Raw genomic sequence first — 21,714 nt, forward strand, 5'->3', positions numbered from 1 at the left:
TTCGAGCATAGTGCGGATCTGCAGCGGTTTTTCGGTCGAGGCATCCAATCCGTAGGAAGCCATGGCGAAGGTCAGCAGGCGCTTGTCGGCCATGAGGTCGTCGATCGACTTCACCTTGGAAATGTTTGCCGCGTAGTAATCGGCTTCGCCCTTGATGTATTGCGCGCTTGGCTCGACCAGCTTCAATCCGGCTCCAGCCGCGTAGCCTGCCGGAACTGCCTGCTGGACCGCATCGCGGGTGGTGGTCTGGTCGCCATACCGGGCGAAGTCGAAAGCCGCGACGAAATTGGCGTAGCTCTTGTCGGTCAGCTTGTTGGCAGGGCTGTTAGGATCGCTGACGCCGCCTTCCAGCATCGCCCTGACGGTCGCTGCCGGTTCGGTTTCGGCGTCCAACCCGAATGCGGCCATCGCATATGTCAGCAGGCGGCTATCGCCCATCAGATCGTCGATCGACTTCACTTTGGAGATGTTGGTGGCGTAGTAGGCAGTCTCGCTCTGGTAGTAAGCGAGCCCCGTCTGCGAGGCGCCGATCTGGACTTGCAGCGCATAGTTCTTCGTGACCAGCTGCTGCGCCTGGTTGTAGACGGTGGTATCGGCGCCGTTGGCGGCGAAATTGAAGGCGCTGACGAACTGGGCGTAGCGCTTGTCGGTCAGCTTGTTGGCGAAGCTGTCGGGGTCGGAGACGCCTTCCTTGAGCGCCTTGACCATGAAGGCCTTGGCATAGTCCATGTCCTCCAGCCCGTAGGCCTTCATGGCATATTTGAACAGACGGTCGTTGTTGACGAAATCGTCGATCGATTTCACCTTGGTGATGTTGTCCAGATAATATTGAGTATCGCGGTCGACCGTCGGCTGCTGCTCGATACGGGTGATCGACTTGTTGATGTCTTTAACGATCAACTGATAGCTGGTGTAGGTACTGAGCAAGGATACGCCTCCGGCCGAAGCTATCCCCGCACAATAGCGTCACTTCCTTGCGCGAAGCTGAATCGCATTCGCTGCCTTCGATTCAAGCCTCACACAAGGCACGGGGACTATCCCTGATCCACGACGTGACATGCGGAAGGACCTGTCGTGGGCATTCTGATCGGACTAGTGGTGACGCTCGGCTGCGTCCTCGGCGGCTTCATGGCCATGGGCGGGCATCTGCATGTGTTGCTGCAGCCCTGGGAAGCGGTGGTCATCTGCGGCGCCGCGCTCGGCACCTTCCTCGTCGCCAATCCGATGAAGACGGTCAAGGACACCGGCAAGGGCATTCTCGAAGCGTTCAAGCAGGCCGTGCCGAAGGAGCGCGACTACCTCGAGACGCTGGGCGTCCTGCACAGCCTGATGCGCGAATTGCGCTCGAAGTCGCGCAGCGAGGTCGAGGCGCATATCGACAACCCGGAAGAGTCGGCCATCTTCCAGGCCTTCCCGACTGTGCTCAAGAACCACGACCTGACGAATTTCATCTGCGACTATTGCCGCATCATCATCATCGGCAATGCCCGCTCGCATGAGATCGAAGCGCTGATGGACGAAGAGATCCAGACGATCCGCACCGACAAGATGAAAGCCTATCACGCGATGGTAGCGGTCGGCGACGGCCTGCCGGCGCTGGGCATCGTGGCGGCAGTGCTCGGCGTGGTGAAGGCGATGGGCGCGCTGGACCAGTCGCCGGAAATCCTCGGCGGCCTGATCGGCGCGGCACTTGTCGGAACCTTCCTCGGCATCTTCCTATCCTATGCGGTTGTCGGTCCGGTCGCCACCAAGATCAAGACGGTGCGCGAAAAGAAGAACCGCCTCTACATCATCGTCAAGCAGACGCTGCTTGCGTATATGAACGGCGCCCTGCCGCAGGTGGCGATCGAATTCGGCCGCAAGACGATCTCCTCCTACGAGCGTCCGACGATCGATGCGGTGGAGCAGAGCACCATGAACGCCGGTATCGCCGAGAAGAAGGCGGCCTGAGCATGCAGCATCCGAGACAGGACCGCCTGCCGTCATGACAAGTCCGGGCAGTCCTTCGCAAACCCGCGAGTTGATCATCGAGCGGCTCGTCGGCGACAGCGGCGAGGCGGCGCAGGTGATTGGCGTCGGCCGCGGCATGGCCGAACGGGCGCTGCCTGTGCTGCAGAAGGCGCTTGCAGGCGAACTCGGCGCGCCGGTGACCGTCGACCTGCAAGCGGTGGAAGTCGGCCGCGTTCCCGAGGCGCGTTCGCGCGCCGGCGATGCCTTTGCGCTGACCGTTATTTCCTCGCCGACCTCGGCTGACGCCATGACGCTGGTAATGGATGCGCAAGCGGTCGCCGTCATGGTGAGCGCGCTGTTCGGCGGCGATCCCGACCAGCCGGTGGCGCCGATCGAGCGCGACCTGTCCCAGATCGAGGCCGATGTGGCGACCACCGTGTTCCAGGAGGTCGCGACGGCGCTCAACGGATCCGACAAACGTTCGCTCGACCTGCGCCTGCCGGTGCCGAGAGCAATATCCGGCAACGAGGCGAGGCGGCGCGTGTTGCGCGACGGCGCCGCCGTGCGCATCGTCTATGGCCTGTCGACGCCATCCGACAGCGGCACGCTCACGGTGATGATCCCGCAGCGCCTTCTGCTTTCCTCGCGCGGCGGCGACGTCACCACGGGCGAGCATAGCGAGACCACGGAATTCGACTGGCGGGCCCGCTTCTCGGAAGAGGTGATGCGCTCGACCGTCCGGCTCGAGGCGACGATGCCGCTTGCCCGGCTGACGCTCGGCGACCTCGCCGCGTTCGAGCCCGGCCAAGTGATCGAATTCGAGGAGAACGCGCAGCTCAACGCTAGGCTCAGCGCCCGCGACAAGACACTGTTTGTCTGCGAGTTCGGCAAGTTGGGGCAGAACTACACCGTCCGCATCAGCCATCCGCATGATGCCGGGCAGGATTTCATCGACGGACTGATGCCGGGCTGACGCCAGGCTCGGGATTTATGGAGACGACAGATGGCAAAGACCAAGGTGGAAGCCGAACCCGACCAGCCCGACGAGCAGCTCGACCGCGCCATCGAGGAACTGCGCGGCGTGCTTCGCGAAGAGGAGGGCCGTCCGGACGCCGCGCTTCGGTCGGGGGCCAATTCCTCGATCATCATGACCATTCCAGTCGACGTGCAGATCATCTTGGGCAGCACGGAGATGCCGGTCTCGGACCTGATGGCGCTGCAGAAGGGTTCCACGGTCGCGCTCAACCGCCGCATCGGCGAGCCGGTCGATGTCGTGGTCAACGGCCGCAGAATAGCGCGCGGCGAGATCACGGTGCTGGAAAGCGATCCGACGCGCTTCGGCATCCGGCTCACCGAGATCATCGCCGCGACGAAGAGCGCCTGAGAATGGTCGGCGGACGGACCAATCGGCAGCGAGGGCAACACGCATGACGACGGCATTGGCGCTCACACGTCCGCAAAAGGCGGCGGCCATATTGGTGGCCATGGGCAAGCCCGCGGCGAGCCGCCTGCTCAAATTCTTCAAACAGGACGAACTGAAGGCGCTGATCGAGGGCGCGCGTTTGCTGCGCACCATTCCGCAGGCCGATCTGGAGCGCATCGTCGCCGAGTTCGAAGCCGAATTCACCGAGGGCGCCGGCCTGCTCGATTCAGCCGACAGGATGGACACGATCCTGAACGAATCGCTGTCGCCCGAGGAGATGAGCGCCATCATGGGCGAAAAGAAGTTCGAACCGGTCCCGGAAGGACCTGCGCCGATATGGCCGGACCTCGAGAAGCTCGAGCCGTCGCGGCTTGGCGGCTTCCTTGCCGGGGAGCATCCGCAAACGTCGGCCATGGTGCTGTCGAAGCTCGCGTCGCAGACCGCCGCCAACGTGCTGCTCACCATGGAAAAGCCGATGCGCAGCCAGATCATCAAGCGCATGGTGACGATGGCCAACATCCCGGACGCGGCATCCAGGATCGTCGAGAACCAGCTGCGTGTGAGCGTGCTGTCGCAGAAGGCCAGCAGGGACACGTCCGCCGGCCAGGAACGCGTCGCCGGCATGCTCAACGAAATGGCGAAGCCCGAGCTGGACGAGCTCATGCAGGACCTGGAGGAAGCCGGCACGCCCGATCTCGCCGGCGTCAGGTCGCGGTTGTTCGCCTTCGACGATCTGCCGCTGCTGCCGCAGAAAGCCCGGGTCTTGCTGTTCGACGGACTGTCGACCGAGCTCGTCACGCTGGCGCTGCGCGGGGCGCCGCCGGAACTCGCCGAATCGGCGCTGTCGGCGATCGGCGCGCGCTCGCGCCGCATGATCGAATCCGAACTCGGACAGGGATCGGAAGGCATTGCGCTTGCCGACATCATGGCGGCGCGCAAGAGCATATCGGTCGCCGCCATCCGGCTGTCGCGCGAAGGGGCGTTCGATCTGCCCTCGACGCAGACCGCTCAGGCCGAAGCCGCCTGACGATAACGACCAGGTCAGAGCGCCATGGCTGAAGCGGTCGACAAGGATTCCAAAACCGAGGAAGCCACAGAAAAGAAGATCCGCGACACGATCGAACAGGGCAAGCTGCCCCATTCGCGTGAGACCGCGATCTTTGCGTCCTTCCTCGCCATACTGGTTTTCGCCGTCTTCTACGCCAAGGACGCGATCGTCGATCTCGGCATGTTCCTGTCGACGTTCCTGGAAAAGCCGGAAGCCTGGCCGATGGACACCGAGACCGACGTCATCTCGCTCTACAAGCAGGTGATGACCGAGATCGGCCGCGCCGTCGTCAGCCTGCTGGTGCTGCTGACGGTTGCCGGGATCGGCGCCTCGGTCTTTCAGAACATGCCGCAGATCGTCGGCGAACGGATCAGGCCGCAACTGTCGCGCATCTCGATCGCCAAGGGCTGGAGCCGGATGTTCGGCGTGCAGGGCTGGGTCGAATTCCTGAAGTCGCTGGCCAAGCTCGGCTTCGCCATAGCGGTGCTGAGCTTCACGCTTTCGGAAGATCATCGCAAGCTACTCGCCGGCATGATCACCAACCCGGTCTCGTTCGGGCTGGTCATACGCGGCATCTTCGTCGACATCCTGGTGGCGATCGTCTTCGTCATGGGGCTTATCGCGGTGATCGACATCGTCTGGTCGCGCTTCCACTGGCGGCGCGACCTGCGGATGACCAAGCAGGAGGTCAAGGACGAGTTGAAGCAGTCGGAAGGCGATCCGATCGTCAAGTCGCGGCTGCGCTCGCTGGCGCGCGACCGGGCGCGCAAACGCATGATGACGGCCGTGCCGCGGGCGACGCTGGTGATCGCCAACCCGACGCATTATTCGATCGCGCTGAAATATGTGCGCGAGGAAGATTCCGCGCCGATCGTGCTGGCCAAGGGACAGGACCTGGTGGCGCTCAAGATCCGCGAGATCGCCAGGGAGAACAACATCCCGATCTTCGAGGACGTGGCGCTCGCGCGCTCCATGTACAAGCAAGTTTCGGTTGATAGCGTGATCCCGTCGCAATTCTACCAGGCGGTCGCCGAGTTGGTGCGGATCGTCTACTCGAAGAAGGCCGCGCGCCAAGCAACCCAATGAACGGACGCCGCTAATCCATGGACCGGCAACCACACGCCAACTCCCGCGAGCTGATCGTCGCCAGCGCCATCGAGCCCGTGGTGGGCGAATTGAGGCTCATCGACGTTGCCGACTATATCGCCTTCATCCGGCTCGAGCATCTCGCCTGCCTGTCGGACCTCATGGATTCGGCCGTCGAGCTTTACTTCCGGCCAGGCACGCTGCGGCTCGGCCATGGCGCGGAGGCGCATGTCGACTGGAGCGGCAGCCCGCGCATCGTGCTCGATCTGGAGCTGCGGCCGCGCGGCGTGACGGTTTATTTCCAACTGACGCTGACCGAGCATCAGGCGTCCGTGGTGGTCAACTACGTGTCGTTCGAGAAGCCCGGCGAGACGCCGGAGCACAACACGGCCTTGCTCGAGGACGCGATCGAAGAGGCTCGCATCCGCAGGACCGAGCCCCTGGCATTCCCCTGATGATTTGATTGCCAACCTCGCCGCGGCACGTTCAGCGCCGCAGGCGTGACGTCACTCGATCAGGCCGAGCCGGAGAGCCTTGGCGACCGCCTGGTTGCGGTTGACCGCGTTGAGCTTCTGCGTCGACTGGGTGAGGTACTGGTTGGCGGTGTGCACCGAGAGCTTGAGGAGCTTGGCGATCTCCTCGCTGGTGTTGCCGTTGGCGGTCAGCTTGAGGCATTCGAGCTCGCGCTTGGACATCGAGCGCGCCCTGCCGGTGTCGCCGGGGCGGATGCGGGCGACCCCTGCAAACAACGCGAAGGAGCGGGCGTGGATCTCGCAGAGCGCGTCGTCCGACAAGGCTATTTCCGAGCCCAGGAAGACGACCAGCCCGCATTGGCCGCGATCGGCATGCACCGGAAAGGCAATGCCGTTGGTGCCGGGCGCCAGCGGCGCGGTCGGCTCGGCCCAGGCGAGCGGCTGGAAGACCTGCCGCGACCCGACGACGCCATCGTCGGCCCACCAGCGCGGCGCCGTCGAGAGGCGGCTGTGGCGCACCATATCCTCGCCATTGGCGCCGGAGATGAATTTGGTCGCGACCGCGGTGCCGGGATAGTCGGAATCGAAGCACGCCACGAGACGCGCGCGCTCGGGCGAGGGACTGACGAAATAGAGGCCGAAGGCCGAGGCATTGATATCGACGGCGATCCAGCGGCAGCGGCGCACGGCATCGGGAATGGTGGCGGCGTGATGGGTCTCCGAGCCGAGCGAGAAGGCGCCGAACGGGTTGCGCTGATCGTTGAAAAGGGCCGCGGCGGCCTCTCTGACCTGTGCGTGCTTCAAATGATGCCGCTCCTGATCGCCGTCGCGATCGCCATCGCGCGGTTGCTGGCCGCAAACTTCTGGATGGCGTGCGTGATGTAGCTGTTGACGGTGTTCGACGAGACGCCGAGGATGACGGCCACCTCATCGGTGGTCTTGCCTTCCGAGACCCAGAACAGGCATTCGCGCTCGCGGTCCGACAGCGGATCCTGCATGGATGCCGCCGCGATCAGCTGCGGAATGCTGGAAAGCGCATAGCAGCATTTGATCTGCGCCTTCATCAGGGCGGCCAGGTCGATCCTGTCCGCCTCCGCGGCCGAGAACAGCACGAACAGGCGCTGCCGGCCGACATTGAGGCGCAGCGAATAGATTTCGGCGTGACCGAGCACGTCGAGCAGGCGGGCTTCCTCGCCGGTCAGCAATGCGCCGGCGTCGGGCGCTTGCGCCGCCACCAACGGCTTCGGGCGTATGCCCGGCGCCACGGTCAAGGGGCCCAGCGCCAGGTTGGCGATCAGCCTTTTGCCGATCAGCTCTATGCCGTCGAAGATCCAGTTCGAGGAGACGATGCGCGCATCGTTGCGGTCCTGGTCGTGCACGATGGCGACCAGCATGTAGCTGTCGGCGCCGATATCGGCGGCAAGCTGCATGAAGAAACTGGTGAGATCGCCGCGGGACGTCAGGCGCGAGCCTGGAGCGTCGGGTTGGAGAAGCGCGGCGGGACTGCTCATTTTTAATTCTTGGATTCTTGCCGGAATCGATCCTTGTGCCCGGTGCTGGCGAAACCAACGGCCGGACCCGAAACGCGTCACGTTTACGAAGACACACTCACGGGCGCGAACGGCGCCCAACCGCGCCGAATCCCTCTAGGGAACGCGAAACCGTCCGCGTCTGGTGCCGGCCTGGCGCCGGAACTTGAGACTTTGGGTGGTCGCCGCGCCCCCCGTGGACCGGCTGATTCGGGTCTAATCTACCTGCAGATGAATCCGACATCAAACGCGATTTGACAAAATCGAATCCGATGGACTCGCATTGCGACTCAGCAGCCGGTCTTCGCGTTACTCGGCGGTGATTTGAAAGTCGAATTGAGCCGATGATTTCGCGGCGGGCTCGCAAAAATACGCCCCCGGTTGCCTCCGAGGGCGTATGTCCTTGAACAGGGTAGTGTCAGCGGTCCTCGAACCCGGTCAGCACGCCGACGGCGTTGATGCCGATCTCTTCGACGGCGTAGCCGCCTTCCATGACGAACAGCGTCGGCAGGCCGAGCTTGGCGATGCGGCGACCGATTTTTGGATAGTCCTCGCTTTTCAGCTTGAACTGGCTGATCGGGTCCTTCTCGAAGGTGTCGACGCCGAGCGAGACGATGACCACGTCGGGGGCGTAGGCGGCGAGCTTGGCGCAGGCGTCCTCCAGCGACGCGCCCCAGCCGTCCCAGTTGGTGCCGAAGGGCATCGGGTAATTGACGTTGAAGCCTTCGCCGTCGCCTTCGCCGCGCTCATCGGCATGGCCGAGGAAGAACGGATACTCGACCATAGGATCGCCATGCAGGTTGAGAACCTGGACGTCGCTGCGGCGATAGAAGATCTCCTGCGTGCCGTTGCCGTGGTGATAATCGACGTCGAGGATCGAAACGCGCTTGGCGCCCTGGTCGCGGAACCATTGCGCCACGACGGCGGCGTTGTTGATGAAGCAATAGCCACCCATGAAGGCGGCGCCGGCGTGATGGCCAGGCGGCCGGCAAAGCGCGAAGGCGGTGCGCTCGCCGCCCTTGACCAGGGCGGCGGCGGTCAGCGCCACGTCATAGGAGGACTTGATCGCCGCCCAGGTGCCTTCGACGAAGGTGGCGCCGGCATCGAAGGAGTAATAGCCGAGCAAGGCATCGATGCGCCTCGGCGGCACGTCGCCGCGCAGGCCGCGCGTCGGCCAGGTGAAGCCCATGGCCGATCCCGTGAAGCCGGCGGCGACCCATTCCGGCCATACCGTCGGCAGGAAATCGATGTAATGGGCCTCATGCACGCGCTTGGCGGCGGCGAGGTCGTGCTCGACCGGCGCGATGATCGGGCCGAGTTTCTCGCTCTCCACCCGCGCCTTGATGAATTCGGCCCGCGACGGCTTCTCGAAACCCGGCACGATGGCCGACGTGACCAATTCCATCTGGCCTGAATGGCCGGCATGAAGTGGCGAATAGACAGTTTTCATGGAAATTCCCCTGGAAGCGCGAAATCAGTTGGAGGTGCGAAAATCACTCGAGGTTGAGATGGCGGGTCACCAGCGCGAGCCACATGGCTTCCACATCGTCCTCGATGAGGTCGTATGTCCTGCGGTCCCTCTTCAGCCCGACGAGCCGGCAGACATGGCCGACTTCCATCATCAGCACGCCGAGCCGGCTGGCGGTCTTGTCTTCGAGAGCCGGATTAACGTGCTGCAGCCACGCGGCGTAGAGGGCGACGATCTCCTTGTCGTATTCGTCCTGGATCGGCCTCAGGTCGGCATTGCCGGATATGGCCTCGATCACCGGCATCAGCGTGGCGTTGTCGAGGTAGAGCCTGGACGTGTCGCTGAAGAGCTTGCGCACCTCGCGCCGAAACTCGTCGCGGCTGGTTGGCCGGGGGACATCGATGCGCTTCTGGATAACCTCGGGAAAAGACGACAGCCAGCGCCGGGCGAGGTCCAGAAGAATGGCCTCCTTGTTGGGAAAGTACTGATAAACCGAACCGACCGACAAGCCGGCGCGCTGGGCGATGGCGAGCGTCGTCGGCGTCCTGGTTCCTTGCTCGCGCGTCAGGATCAGCGCCGCGTCGAGAATTCTGTCGACCACCTTGCTTGACCGTTGCTGCCGCGGCTGCTTGCGCGGTTCGAGCGCTATTTTGGTCTTGCGGTCGAGACTGCGCTTCACTGCTCGTTGCCCCCCGTTCCCCGCTCGGCCCCACCATCGGCGCGCGGTGCAGTCCACTATACATTCCAAATTCCGGCTGTTGACAAACGCGAATAAACAGTCGCATTCTTTATCCACGCTGTCTTCCACGATAACAAGGGGAATTTCGAAGACGGCGCATCGGCATCGACTTTTGTCCATGGCGTCGCCCCGGTGGAGCGGCGGCTCGTTGGGCGTGGCGTTGCCGGTCCCTCAGCAAAATGCGGAGTCGCGATGTCGGTTGCGGATGGTGGTGCGGATCTGGTGGTCGTCAACGGCCGAGTGCTGACCATGGATGATGACAATCCCGCCGCCGAGGCTGTTGCCGTCAAGGACGGCGTCATCATCGCCATCGGTAGCCGCGCCTCCATCGAAGAGCTTAAAGAACCGGCGACAAAAATTGTCGATGCGCAGGGCGGCTCCGTGCTGCCGGGCTTCATCGAGGCGCATATGCATCTCTTCGGCGGCGCGGCCGAGCTCGACAACCTGCATCTGGCGGGCGTGCATGGCTTCGACGCGTTGCGCGACGCGATCCAGGATTTCGCGGCGAAGCGCCCGGACGCCAGGCTTCTGATCGGCGCCGGCGTCGATTACGCCATCCTGCCAGAGCCGGTGACGCGCCACGATCTCGACCGCATCATTTCCGACCGCCCCTTCGCCATGTCGGCGTCCGACCATCACACGATGTGGGCGAACACCAAGGCGCTGGAAGAAGCCGGGCTGCTCAATGGCAGGCAGGTCGGACAGGGCAACGAGATCGTCATGGGCGCCGACGGGCTTGCCGCGGGCGAGCTCCGCGAAGGCGAGGCCTTCGGGCCGGTCCTCGACCATTACGGAGCAAACCGGACCCGGCTTGGCCTCGAGGGCGCCGAGCCGGATCCCTATCCTTCGGCCAAGGAACTGGCGGCCGATCGCGACCTCATGCATCGTGGGCTGCAATGGTGCGCCAAGCACGGCATCACCTCGATCCAGAACATGGACGGCAATCTCTACCAGCTCGAGCTGCTGGCGGGGCTGGAAGAAGAGGGTCGGCTGCTGTGCCGCACCAAGATCCCGTTCCACTTCAAGAATTTCATGAAGCTGGACATCCTGGAAAAAGCCTCGCGGATGGCCGCGACCTACAATTCCGAATGGCTGTCGTCCGGCATGGTCAAGGTCTTCTATGACGGCGTGCTGGATTCCTGGACGGCGGTGATGGTCGACGACTATGCCGACCGCCCGGGCTGGCGCGGCGAGCCGCTTTTCTCACGCGAGCATTTCGCCGAGGTGGCGGTCGAGGCCGACAGGCGCGGCTTGCAGATCGCCGTGCATTCGATCGGCGACGGCGCGGTGCGGGCGGTGCTCGACGGCTACCAGGCGGCGCTCAAGAAGAACGGCAGGCGTGACAGCCGGCATCGCATCGAGCATATCGAGGTGACGACGGCTTCCGATGTGCCGCGCTTCGCCGAGCTCGGCGTGCTGGCGTCGATGCAGCCGGCGCATCCGCCGGGCGCGCTGAACTTCCCGATGGAGCCGACGATCTCGCGCATCGGTCGCGACAAGTGGCCGCTGAGCTATGCCTGGCGCACGCTGAAAAACGCCGGCGCGCGCGTGGTGTTCGCGTCCGACTGGCCGGTTTCGCCGGTCGATCCGATCCTGTCCATCCAGGCGGCAGTGATGCGCAAACCTTGGGCAGAAGGCATGCCGGACCAGAGCTTCTCGTTGCAGGAGGCAATAGGGGGCTACACGGTCGAGGGCGCCTATGCGGAGTTCATGGAAGATCGCAAGGGTCGCCTGAAAACCGGGTATCTCGGCGATATCGTCGTTTTGTCAGCCGATATCGAGGCGACGGCGCCGGAAGCGCTGCACACCGTGCGCCCGGTGACCACCATCTGCGGAGGGAAGATCACCTACCAAGCCTAACGATGGCATAGGAATTGCTTAATTGAATAGGGACTCGGATCGAGTCACTGCTCCGCAGTTGCCAAGCCGACCAGCTTGTGGTGACAATCAGATAGGAACACACCTGCCGACAAGAGCAGGCTCTCTCAATGGGGTAATCGTGCCGGAACAACCGGGTAAGAACGCGATCGAAGTTCGCGGTGTTCGCAAGGTCTTTGGAACCGGCGAAAACCAGGTAGCCGCTCTCGACACGGTCTCGGTGTCGATCCGCGAGAACGAGTTTTTCACACTGCTCGGCCCGTCCGGATGCGGAAAGACGACGCTGCTGAGACTGATTGCCGGCTTCGATTTCCCGACCGCCGGAGAGATATTGCTGCACGGCCAGGACATTGCGCCGCTGCCTCCCTTCAAACGCCCGGTCAACACCGTCTTCCAGAGCTACGCGCTGTTCCCGCACATGACGGTGGCGCAGAATATCGGCTTCGGGCTGGAGATGCTCGGCAGGCCGAAAGCCGAGATCGAGGCGCGTGTCGCCCAGATGCTGAAGCTGGTCAAGATGGAGGCGCTCAAGGCGCGGCGCACCAGCCAGATTTCGGGCGGCCAGCAGCAGCGCGTGGCGCTGGCCCGGGCGCTGGCGCCGCAGCCGAAGGTGCTTTTGCTCGACGAGCCGCTTTCGGCGCTGGACTACAAGCTGCGCAAGGAAATGCAGATCGAATTGAAGCGGCTGCAAAACGAGACCGGCATCACCTTCATCTTCGTCACCCACGACCAGGAGGAAGCGCTGACCATGTCCGACCGCATCGCGGTGATGTCGGCCGGCAAGATCCTGCAGGTCGGCACGCCGCGCGACATCTACGACCGGCCAGCCGAGCGCTTCGTCGCCGACTTCATCGGCGAAACGAACTTCCTGCCGGGCACGGTGGTGTCGAAAAAGCCCGGCGTGGCGACGGTCAAGTTCGCCAGCAGCGCGACGATTAGCGCCGGCTATCCGGAAGGCTTCGATCCGACGGGCGAGGTGACGCTGGTGGTGCGGCCCGAGCACGCCGATCTGGTGCCCGACCCGGCCAAGGGCACGATCGCCGGCACGCTCTCCAACATCGTCTATTTCGGCACCGACACGCATTATCACGTGAAGCTCGACGGCGGCGAAAACTTCATCGTACGTCACCAGAACAGCCGCTCGTCGCCGGTGACCTTCGCGACCGGCGCCAAGGTCGGCATCCAGTTCGAGGAGGACGCCGCCCGCGTCCTGAAAGACTGATGACGACAGCCACGCTCTCTCCGACCACGCTCTCCAAGGCAGCAACGTTCGAAGCCCAGGCGGTGAAAACCAGCGCGCGGCGCAACCGGCTGCTGTCACTGCCGGCGCTGATCATCATCGGCATTTTCGGCGTGCTGCCGCTGATCATCATCTGTGTGTACTCGTTCCTCGTCGCCGCGCCATATGGCGGCGTGCAGTGGCAGTTCTCGACCGACGCCTATCTGAACTTCCTGTTCCAGCGCGACATCTTCGACGACACGCTTCAGTTCACGCCGGACTTCCTGATCATCTACCTGCGCTCCTTCCTGTTTGCGGTGGTGACGACGGTGATATGCCTGCTGCTCGGGTTTCCGACCGCCTATTTCATGGCGACGCGATCGCCGGCGCAACGCAACTGGTGGGTGCTGCTGATCACCATCCCGTTCTGGTCGAACCTTTTGGTCCGCACGCTGGCGATCATGTTCATCATCCGCGACGAAGGCCTGATCAACAACGCGCTCCTGGCGCTCGGCGTGATCGATAAGCCGATCACGATGCTCTACACCAACTTCGCGATCCAGCTCGGCCTGCTCTATGCCTTCCTGCCGTTCATGGTGCTGCCGCTCTATTCGAGCCTGGAGAAGCTCGATTTCCGCCTTGTCGAGGCAGCCTACGATCTTTACGCGACGCGCCGGCAGGTGCTGTGGCGGGTGATCATCCCGCTGTCCAAGCCCGGCATCATCGCCGGCTGCCTGCTGGTCTTCATCCCGGCGCTCGGCGCCTATGTGACGCCGCTGATCCTGGGCGGTGGCGTGCACCTGATGATCGGCGATCTCATCGCGCAGCAATTCGGTTCGGGCCGCAACTGGCCGCTCGGCTGCGCGCAGGCGCTGATCCTGATGGCGGCGGTGCTGGTGGCGCTGTTCTTCTATGTCCGCAACACGTCGGGGAAGATGCAGCATGGCTGAGCCTCGCGTCATGGACATCAAGGACCAGCCGGGCTTCCGCTCGGTCGCCATCATCTGCCTGCTGGTGCTCTATGTGCCGGTGCTGATCCTGATGGTCTTCTCGTTCAACAGCGGCTCGCTGGTCACGCATTGGGAAGGCGTCACGCTCAAATGGTACGGCAGCGCATTCCTCAACGAGGAGTTCCACAGCGCAGCACGGAACACGCTGATCATCTCGGTGACCGCGACGATCGTCTCGACCATCTGCGCGACGCTGGCGGCGATCGGCATGACACGGGTGAAACCGTGGCGAGGCTTGGCGGCCGCCTTCATGGTCATAAACCTGCCGCTGATGGTGCCGGAGATCATCACGGCGGTGGCGACGCTCTCCTTCTTCGCGCTGATCGCCGGCGCGTTCGGGCTGAACTTCGGCATCGGCAATCTGATCTTCGCCCACACCGTGTTCTGCATTCCCTTCGCCTATATGCCGATCAGGGCGCGGCTGGAGGACATGGACCTGACGCTGGAATATGCGGCGGCGGACCTCTACGCGACGCCATGGAACGCCTTCAAGCGCATCACGCTGCCGCTCCTGGTCCCCGGCATCATGTCCGGCGCGGCGCTGGCCTTCATCGTCTCCTTCGACGATTTCACCATCACGCAGCTCGTCGCCGGCCCAGGCCAGACGACGCTGCCCCTCTATATCTGGAACCAGATCCGGCGGCCGATGACGCCGGAGATCAACGCCATCTCGACCATCCTGCTCCTGGTGTCGATCCTGTTCGTCTCGGTCTCGTTCCTGATCGCGCGGCGACGCGCAAAATGACCACGAGCTCCAACACAACAATGGGAAGGCAAGGAGAACATAAAATGTCTGGAAAACTGATGGCGGCCGTTTCCACGGCCGTTCTGTTATGGGCAGTGCCGGCGCTCGCCGACGGCGAACTGCACATCTACAACTGGGGCGACTACACCAACCCCAAGCTGATCGAGAAATTCGAGAAGCAGTACAACATCAAGGTGACACTGGACGATTACGATTCCAACGAAACCATGCTGTCCAAGGTGCGCGCCGGCAATTCCGGCTATGACATCGTCGTGCCGTCCGATTACACCGTGAAGATCATGGTCGAAGAGGGCCTGCTCGAAAAGACCGAGCCCAACGCGATGCCTAACGGCAAGAACATCGATCCGCGTTTCGTCGACGTCTATTGGGACTCCGGCCGGCACTACACCGCGCCGTGGCAGTTCGGAACGACGGCGTTCTCGGTCAATATGGACAAGTTCAAGGGCGACATCGACACGCTGGCGATCCTGTTCAACCCGCCGGACGGGCTCAAGGGCCAGATCAACGTGCTCGACGACGTCAACACCGTCATGCACGCCGCCGAACGCTATGCCGGCGTGCCGCGCTGCGGCGCCGACAAGGCCAACCTGAAGAAGGTCAACGACATCCTGATGGCCGCCAAGCCGTCGTGGAAGACCTTCAGCTACGACACCATCACCAAGATCACCTCCGGCGACGTCATCGTGTCGGAGCAGTGGAATGGCGCCAGCTACCGCTCGCGCCAGAAGATACCGGCGATCAAATATGCCTATCCGAAGGAAGGCATCGAAGGCTGGATGGACAATGTCGCGGTGCTGAAGGGCGCCAAGAACCTCGACAACGCCAAGCTGTTCCAGGACTTCATCATGGCGCCGGAGAACGCGGCGCTGATCTCGGAATTCGCCGGCTACGACAACGGCATCGCGGGCAGCCACAAGTTCCTGCCTGCGGAGTTCGCCAACTCGCCGGAAATCAGCCCTCCGGCCGGCTCGCCGACGCCGGAATTCGTACCGCCATGCCCGCCTGACGTGGTGGAGATCTACAACAAGATCTGGACCAACCTGCGCAAATAAAACAGCGCGACGCATGAAAGGAGGGGAGGCTCCGGTCTCCCTTTCTTGTGACTAGAGCGGTTCGCCGTTTCATGGAAACGGCGAACCACCTATCTCTTTGTTTTTACGCAATTCCGGACGGAAAACCGCTACACACTTTTCCTGGAATTGCTCTGTGCATGTCGCTCCGCGAAAGCCGCTCACGCATTTTTGGGCGACACGCATCGAGGAGGAAATCTTGTCGTCCTATCGCAACTCCGACCCGCGGCCGCCGATCATGCAGGGCTCGCCGCCGAAGCTGGTGCCGCCGAAGCTCGACTGGGACCGGCCGCCCTGGAACCGCTGGGCCTTCCAGCATATCCGCGAATTCCTGCCGACGGTCGAGGTCTGGCGCGGCAGCGGCCACCGCCATCGCCTCGAGCGCGCGGAGGTGGATCTCGACGATCTGCCGGTCGTCGACAGCAATGGAGCGCCGACGACGCTCGCCGGCCTGCTGGACGAAACCTATGCCGACGGCTTCCTGGTGCTGAAGGACGGCGAGGTTGCCTATGAGCGCTATTTCAACGGCATGGACGAGCGCTCGCTGCATCTGTCGCAGTCGATGGCGAAATCGGTCACTGGATCGGTGTGCGGCATCCTGGTCGGGCGCGGCCTGATCGATCCGGGCAGACTGGTGACCGATTATCTGCCGGAGCTCGGCGAGACCGGCTGGGCCGGCGCCACCGTGCAGCACGTACTCGACATGACGACGGGCGTGCGCTTTTCCGAGGAATACACCGACCGCTATTCCGAGATCGGCCAGGTCGATGTCGCGACCGGCTGGAAGCCGATCCCACCGGGCAGCGATCCGGACTTTGCCTGGCCGTCGCACCTGTTCGAGCTGATCCTGCGGCTGAAGGACAAAGTGCGCCCGCATGGCGAGGCGTTCGAATACCGCTCGATCGAGACCGACGTGCTCGCTTTCATCATGGAGCGGGCGAGCGGCAAGCGTCTGGCGCAGCTTGTCTCCGAAGAACTCTGGCAGAAGCTCGGCGCCGACGAGAGCGCCTGCTTCACCGTCGACAGCGCCGGCTACGCGCTGGCCGATGGCGGCTTCAACGCGACGCTGCGCGACTATGGCCGCTTCGGGCAACTGATCCTGGACAATGGCGGCGGCGTGATCCCGGCCGACTGGATCGAGGCGACGCGCAGCGGCAAGCACGGGCCGGATTTCAGCCCGAGCCTGCCGGACGGCAGCTATCGCAACCAGTTCTGGATCGAGGATTCGCGATCGCGCTCGCTGATGTGCCGCGGCGTGTTCGGCCAATTGATCCATATGAGCTGGGAACACAGGATGGTCGTGGTCAAGCTTTCGACCTATCCGGATTTCCTCAACTCCGCCTATTCGGTGGCGACGCAGAAGGCGGTGCATGCCATCGCCGCCGCGCTGGCCTGAAACCGCAAATAGATCCCGGAGAGCATCATGACCGGCAAGACCGTGTTCGAAGCCAAGTATGGCTTCGCCCGCAAGGATGTGCGGCTCGAAACCTGGCGGCTTTCGCCGTTCAACCGATGGTCCTTCCAGAATGTCGGCGAATTGGTGCCGAGCGCCCATGTCGCGGCGGCTCCCGGCGGCGAGGAGCAGGCGAAATCGCTTGGCGGCTTGCTTGAGGAAAAGGTCTCGCTTCCCGGCGGCAGTGAAACCGTCGAGAGCTTCTTGAAGCGCTCCGATACGGATGGGCTGACGATCCTGAAGGCGGGCAAGCTTACCGGCGACTGGTCGGCGCCGCATATGCCGTTCGGAGCCCGCCACATCATCTTTTCGATCAGCAAGTCGGTGACGGCGATCCTCGCCGGCATATTGGAAGGCGAGGGGATCTTCGACCCCAACGCGCCGGTGACGCAATACATTCCCGAAGCCAAGGGCTCAGCCTATGGTGATGCGAGCGTGCGCAACGTGCTCGACATGACGGTGAGCCTCGATTTCGAGGAAGCCTATCTCGATCCGGAGAGCGCTTTCGCCCGCTACCGCCGCTCGACGCTGTGGAATCCCGGCGGCGGGTCGGAGAGCCTCGCGGCATTTCTGATGACGATCCAACGCTTGGGCGAGCCGCATGGCCAGACTTTTCGCTACCGCTCGCCCAATTCGGACGTGCTCGGCATCCTGGTCGAGCGGGCCTCCGGCAAGCGCGTCAGCCAATTGCTCAGCGAAAAACTGTGGCAGCCGCTGGGTGCCGCAAGCGAAATGTCGGTGACGGTCGACATGGAAGGCACGGCGCGCACCGCCGGGGGCATGTCGATGACGCCGCGCGACCTTGCCCGTATCGGCGAGATGATGCGGCAGGGCGGCACCGCCAATGGCCGTCGCGTCGTGCCGGAAGCCTGGGTGCGCGACACGGTCGCCACGGGCGGCAGCTTTGAGGCCTGGCAGCGGGGCACGATGGCGTTCCTGTTCCCGAAGGGACGCTATCGCAACAAATGGTATCAGACAGGCCATGACAGCGGCGCCTTCTGCGGCATCGGCATCCACGGCCAGTGGCTCTACGTCAATCCGAAGACGGAAGTGGTCATCGCCAAGATGTCGTCGCAGCCGGAACCGGTGGACGACAAGCTGGATGAGGACATCGTGGCGTTCCTGAAGGCGCTGAGCGGCATGGTTTGAACCGACCTGAGGTTGGTTCCAAGGGCTGTTTTCTGTGGACCTTCGGCGCATGATGAAACCGTTGCGGTTGGCGCGGCGGTTCTCCCGGCCTATGGTCGCCGCTCTTTTTCGACAGGGACCGGCATGGCATCTGACATCAAGCGCATCGCAGCAATCATCGCAGCCGAGATCAACGCGCGGCCGGAGCAGGCCGCGGCGGCAATCGGGCTGCTCGACGAGGGCGCGACCGTGCCGTTCGTGGCGCGTTACCGCAAGGAAGTCACCGGCGGGCTCGACGACACCCAGTTGCGCGATCTTTCCGAGCGGCTCGCCTATCTGCGCGAGCTCGATGCGCGCCGCGACACCATCCTCGGCTCCATCCGCGAGCAGGGCAAGCTGACCGAGGAGTTGGAAGCCAAGATCGTGGCGGCCGCCACAAAGGCGGAACTCGAGGATATCTACCTCCCCTACAAGCCGAAGCGGCGCACCAAGGCCGAGATCGCCAGGGAACGCGGGCTCGGGCCTTTGGCCGAGGCGATTCTCGCCGATCGCTCGAAAGTTCCGGCCGAGCTTGCGCTCGCCTATGTCACGGAAGAGGTGGCCGACGCCAAGGCCGCGCTTGAAGGCGCGCGCGACATCCTTTCGGAGCAGTTCGCCGAGAATGCCGATCTGGTCGGCAAGCTGCGCGCCTATATGAAGGAACGCGCCTTCCTGCGCGCCAGGGTCGTCGACGGCAAGCAGGAGGCGGGTGCGAAGTTTTCCGACTATTTCGACCATGTCGAGCGCTGGTCGGGTGCCCCCAGCCACCGCGCCTTGGCCATGTTGCGAGGCCGCAATGAAGAGGTGCTGTCGCTCGACATCGAGGTCGACGCGGACGATACCTCGCCGGTGAAACCGGTCGAGCGCATGATCGCCAATGCGTATGCGATTGGCGGCAGCCTTCCCGGCGACAAATGGCTGATGGAGGTGGCTGGCTGGACCTGGCGGATAAAGCTGTCGCTGCATCTGACGCTCGATCTGATGCGCGATTTGCGCGAGCGGGCCGAGGAAGAGGCGATCCATGTCTTTGCCCGCAACCTGAAGGACCTGCTGCTGGCGGCTCCCGCCGGCTCGCGGGCGACCATGGGGCTCGACCCCGGCATTCGTACCGGCGTCAAGGTGGCGGTGGTCGACGGCACCGGCAAGCTGGTGGCGACGACGACCGTCTATCCGTTCCCGCCGAGGAACGACGTGCGCGGCACGCAGGCCGAACTTGCCGCCTTGATCCGCCAGCACAAGGTCGAGCTGATCTCGATCGGCAACGGCACCGGCAGCCGCGAGACCGAGAAGCTGGTTGCCGACATGCTGTCGGACCTGCCGGCCGGTGCGGGGCCGAAGCCGCTCAAGGTGATCGTCAGCGAGGCGGGCGCATCGGTGTATTCCGCCTCGGCGGCGGCAGCGGCCGAGTTTCCCGGGCTCGATGTCTCGTTGCGCGGCGCGGTGTCGATCGCGAGGCGCTTGCAGGATCCGCTGGCTGAACTGGTCAAGATCGAGCCGAAATCGATCGGCGTTGGCCAGTACCAGCACGATGTCGACCAGTACCGCCTCGGCCGCTCCCTGGAAGCGGTGGTCGAGGATGCGGTGAACGCCGTCGGCGTCGACCTCAACACGGCGTCGGCGCCGCTGCTGGCGCGGGTTTCGGGGCTGGGGCCGTCGCTTGCCGAAGCCATCGTCGCGCATCGCGACGCGACGGGGCCGTTTGCCAGCCGCAAGGATCTGCTCAAGGTGGCGCGGCTCGGGCCGCGCGCGTTCGAGCAAAGCGCGGGCTTCCTGCGCATCCCGAACGGCGCGGAGCCCCTCGACGCGTCGTCGGTGCATCCGGAAGCCTATGGCGTGGCGAAAAGAATAGTCGCTGCCTGCGGCCGCGATGTGCGCGCCTTGATGGGCGACAGCGCCGCGCTCAAGGCGCTCGATCCGCGCGTCTTCGTCGACGAGCGTTTCGGCCTGCCGACGGTGCGCGACATCATCGCCGAACTGGAAAAGCCTGGACGCGACCCGCGTCCGGGCTTCAAGACCGCGACTTTTGCGGAAGGGGTCGACGACATCAAGGACCTGAAACCCGGCATGCTGCTCGAGGGTACCGTCACCAATGTCGCGGCCTTCGGGGCCTTCGTCGATATCGGCGTGCACCAGGACGGGCTGGTGCATGTTTCGCAGCTCGCCGACCGTTTCGTGAAGGACGCGCATGAGGTGGTGAAGGCCGGCGACGTGGTGAAGGTGCGGGTCGTCGATGTCGACATAAAGCGCAAGCGCATCGGGCTATCGATGCGCAAGGATGGCGGCGAGGGCGGGGCGCCCCGTGGCGGCCAGCGCGATAACGGCGGTGGCAAGCCGGCGCCGCGCTCACCAGCGCCGCAGCGTCAGCCGGAAAAGCCTTCGCAGGGTGCATTTGGCGCGGCGCTTGCCGAGGCGATGAAGCGCAAGTAGCTACCACGCCAGGACGGTCGGCTCCTTGCCGATCTGACCCAGCAGCCAGTCGCGAAAACTTGCGACTGGCGGGTGGCCGCGCTTGTCGTGCGGCACGACCAGATAATAGGCGCTGCGGCTTTGCATCGGTGTGCCTGGCGTCGGCACCAGCTGGCCACGCTGCAATTCGCCGGCAATCAGGATTTCCGGCAGCAGCGCCACGCCGAGGCCCGCCATGCAGGCCTGCGCGACCGTGCCGAACTGCTCGAACTGCATGCCGGGTCCGGCCGGCGCTTCCAGCCCCTGATGCTCGAACCATTCGCTCCAGGCGCCGGGGCGGGTCGCCATGTGCAGCAACGGCAGGCGGCTGATATCGGCGGGCGTGGCGATGGCGCGGGTGGCGAGAAATTCGGGCGAAACCACCGGCATCACGGTTTCGCGCATCAAAAGCGTGCTGTCGGCCTCCGGCCAGTCGGGCATGCCGTGATGGATGGCGGCATCGAGCCGCTCGCGGGCGAAGTCGAACCGCCCGATGCGGGTGGCGAAGTTGATGGTGATGTCGGGATGGCGGGCGACGAAATCTGGGATCAGCGGCATCAGCCAGCGCGTGCCGAAGGTCGGCAGGATGGCAAGGTTGAGAACGCCGCTATGCCGATTGCTCATCAATCCAAGCGCTGCGTCGCGCAACTGGCCAAGTGCGGAGCGCACTGCTTCGGCATAGATCTCGCCCGCCGCGGACAGCCGGACATTGCGGCTGTCGCGGTCGAACAGCCGCCGCCCGAACTGCTCTTCCAGCAGGTTGATCTGGCGGCTGACGGCGCCCTGCGTCAAGTCGAGCTCGCGCGCCGCGGCGGTGAAGGAGCCGAGACGCGCCACCGCCTCGAAGGCGGCAAGGGCGGCTGTGTTCGGCAACAGGCGGCGCTGAACGTTCATGATCCATTACTAACGCTCATTGATCTGCGATGCAATTTCGTTTGATTTTTTCGAGTTGGAGGCCGATAAGCCGGGCAATCCAAGATTTTTACCGGG

Annotated in this window: 20 protein-coding genes; 14 read left to right on the plus strand and 6 right to left on the minus strand. The window is 63.8% G+C overall.

The genetic code is table 11. The annotated features are described in order from the left end of the window. Window positions 1-927: DUF1217 domain-containing protein (locus tag FJ471_RS24805; protein WP_140807361.1), on the minus strand; the 927-nt coding region annotated here is incomplete at its 3' end. A 147-nt stretch (window positions 928-1,074) separates the two neighbouring features. Between FJ471_RS24805 and motA the strand changes: the two genes are divergently transcribed. The 6 genes from motA to FJ471_RS24835 are packed head-to-tail and all read left to right on the plus strand — an operon-like array spanning window position 1,075 to window position 5,962. After that, window positions 1,075-1,950 carry a flagellar motor stator protein MotA gene (motA, locus tag FJ471_RS24810; RefSeq protein WP_140807362.1) on the plus strand — a complete coding sequence of 292 codons (876 nt, stop codon included), beginning with the start codon at window positions 1,075-1,077 and terminating at the stop codon, window positions 1,948-1,950. Between the two features lie 34 nt (window positions 1,951-1,984). After that, window positions 1,985-2,923, plus strand: coding sequence for a FliM/FliN family flagellar motor switch protein (locus FJ471_RS24815; protein ID WP_140807363.1), 939 nt, complete (start codon window positions 1,985-1,987; stop codon window positions 2,921-2,923). 30 nt (window positions 2,924-2,953) lie between these two features. Then, window positions 2,954-3,334, plus strand: coding sequence for a flagellar motor switch protein FliN (gene fliN, locus FJ471_RS24820; protein ID WP_140807364.1), 381 nt, complete (start codon window positions 2,954-2,956; stop codon window positions 3,332-3,334). Between the two features lie 43 nt (window positions 3,335-3,377). Continuing rightward, window positions 3,378-4,400 (plus strand): flagellar motor switch protein FliG, encoded by a 1,023-nt coding sequence (locus FJ471_RS24825; protein WP_140807365.1) that lies wholly within the window; start codon window positions 3,378-3,380, stop codon window positions 4,398-4,400. A gap of 24 nt (window positions 4,401-4,424) precedes the next feature. Further along, a complete protein-coding gene (gene flhB / locus FJ471_RS24830; RefSeq protein ID WP_140807366.1) occupies window positions 4,425-5,507 on the plus strand; it encodes a flagellar biosynthesis protein FlhB in 1,083 nt (360 codons plus the stop codon). 17 nt (window positions 5,508-5,524) lie between these two features. Beyond that, a complete protein-coding gene (locus FJ471_RS24835) occupies window positions 5,525-5,962 on the plus strand; it encodes a hypothetical protein (protein WP_140807367.1) in 438 nt (145 codons plus the stop codon). A gap of 51 nt (window positions 5,963-6,013) precedes the next feature. On the opposite strand, the gene FJ471_RS24840 is transcribed toward FJ471_RS24835, so the two are convergent. From FJ471_RS24840 to FJ471_RS24855, 4 genes are all read right to left on the minus strand, one after another. Then, window positions 6,014-6,784: a helix-turn-helix transcriptional regulator gene (locus tag FJ471_RS24840; RefSeq protein WP_140807368.1), complete on the minus strand. Its 771-nt coding sequence runs from the start codon at window positions 6,782-6,784 to the stop codon at window positions 6,014-6,016. After that, window positions 6,781-7,491, minus strand: coding sequence for a helix-turn-helix transcriptional regulator (locus FJ471_RS24845; RefSeq protein WP_140807369.1), 711 nt, complete (start codon window positions 7,489-7,491; stop codon window positions 6,781-6,783). The genes FJ471_RS24840 and FJ471_RS24845 overlap by 4 nt, the downstream gene beginning before the upstream one ends. A gap of 436 nt (window positions 7,492-7,927) precedes the next feature. Next, window positions 7,928-8,959: a histone deacetylase family protein gene (locus FJ471_RS24850; RefSeq protein ID WP_140807370.1), complete on the minus strand. Its 1,032-nt coding sequence runs from the start codon at window positions 8,957-8,959 to the stop codon at window positions 7,928-7,930. A 43-nt stretch (window positions 8,960-9,002) separates the two neighbouring features. Beyond that, window positions 9,003-9,656, minus strand: a complete 654-nt coding sequence (locus tag FJ471_RS24855; RefSeq protein ID WP_140807371.1) for a TetR/AcrR family transcriptional regulator — start codon at window positions 9,654-9,656, stop codon at window positions 9,003-9,005. Between the two features lie 252 nt (window positions 9,657-9,908). On the opposite strand from FJ471_RS24855, the gene FJ471_RS24860 reads away from it, so the two are divergent. From FJ471_RS24860 to FJ471_RS24895, 8 genes are all read left to right on the plus strand, one after another. Further along, window positions 9,909-11,576 (plus strand): amidohydrolase, encoded by a 1,668-nt coding sequence (locus tag FJ471_RS24860; RefSeq protein WP_140807372.1) that lies wholly within the window; start codon window positions 9,909-9,911, stop codon window positions 11,574-11,576. A 139-nt stretch (window positions 11,577-11,715) separates the two neighbouring features. Continuing rightward, window positions 11,716-12,816, plus strand: coding sequence for an ABC transporter ATP-binding protein (locus FJ471_RS24865; protein WP_140807373.1), 1,101 nt, complete (start codon window positions 11,716-11,718; stop codon window positions 12,814-12,816). Continuing rightward, window positions 12,816-13,763 (plus strand): ABC transporter permease, encoded by a 948-nt coding sequence (locus FJ471_RS24870; protein ID WP_140807374.1) that lies wholly within the window; start codon window positions 12,816-12,818, stop codon window positions 13,761-13,763. The genes FJ471_RS24865 and FJ471_RS24870 overlap by 1 nt, the downstream gene beginning before the upstream one ends. Continuing rightward, the gene (locus tag FJ471_RS24875) at window positions 13,756-14,568 is read left to right on the plus strand and encodes an ABC transporter permease (RefSeq protein WP_140807375.1); all 813 of its coding nucleotides are present in this window, start codon (window positions 13,756-13,758) and stop codon (window positions 14,566-14,568) included. The genes FJ471_RS24870 and FJ471_RS24875 overlap by 8 nt, the downstream gene beginning before the upstream one ends. Window positions 14,569-14,612: 44 nt before the next feature. Next, entirely contained in the window at window positions 14,613-15,641 is a 1,029-nt protein-coding gene (locus tag FJ471_RS24880; RefSeq protein WP_181179707.1) for an extracellular solute-binding protein, read from the plus strand. A gap of 217 nt (window positions 15,642-15,858) precedes the next feature. Next, window positions 15,859-17,055, plus strand: a complete 1,197-nt coding sequence (locus tag FJ471_RS24885; protein WP_140807376.1) for a serine hydrolase — start codon at window positions 15,859-15,861, stop codon at window positions 17,053-17,055. Window positions 17,056-17,082: 27 nt separating this feature from the next. Continuing rightward, window positions 17,083-18,261 carry a serine hydrolase gene (locus FJ471_RS24890; protein ID WP_140807377.1) on the plus strand — a complete coding sequence of 393 codons (1,179 nt, stop codon included), beginning with the start codon at window positions 17,083-17,085 and terminating at the stop codon, window positions 18,259-18,261. Window positions 18,262-18,384: 123 nt separating this feature from the next. Beyond that, window positions 18,385-20,706 (plus strand): Tex family protein, encoded by a 2,322-nt coding sequence (locus FJ471_RS24895; RefSeq protein WP_140807378.1) that lies wholly within the window; start codon window positions 18,385-18,387, stop codon window positions 20,704-20,706. Here the strand turns inward: FJ471_RS24895 and FJ471_RS24900 are convergent, their stop codons facing one another. Beyond that, the gene (locus FJ471_RS24900; protein ID WP_140807379.1) at window positions 20,707-21,618 is read right to left on the minus strand and encodes a LysR family transcriptional regulator; all 912 of its coding nucleotides are present in this window, start codon (window positions 21,616-21,618) and stop codon (window positions 20,707-20,709) included. It lies immediately after the preceding gene. Window positions 21,619-21,714 lie beyond the last annotated feature (96 nt).

Origin of the sequence: Mesorhizobium sp. B2-7-1 (assembly GCF_006440735.1) — a bacterium.
Classification (GTDB): Bacteria; Pseudomonadota; Alphaproteobacteria; order Rhizobiales; family Rhizobiaceae; genus Mesorhizobium.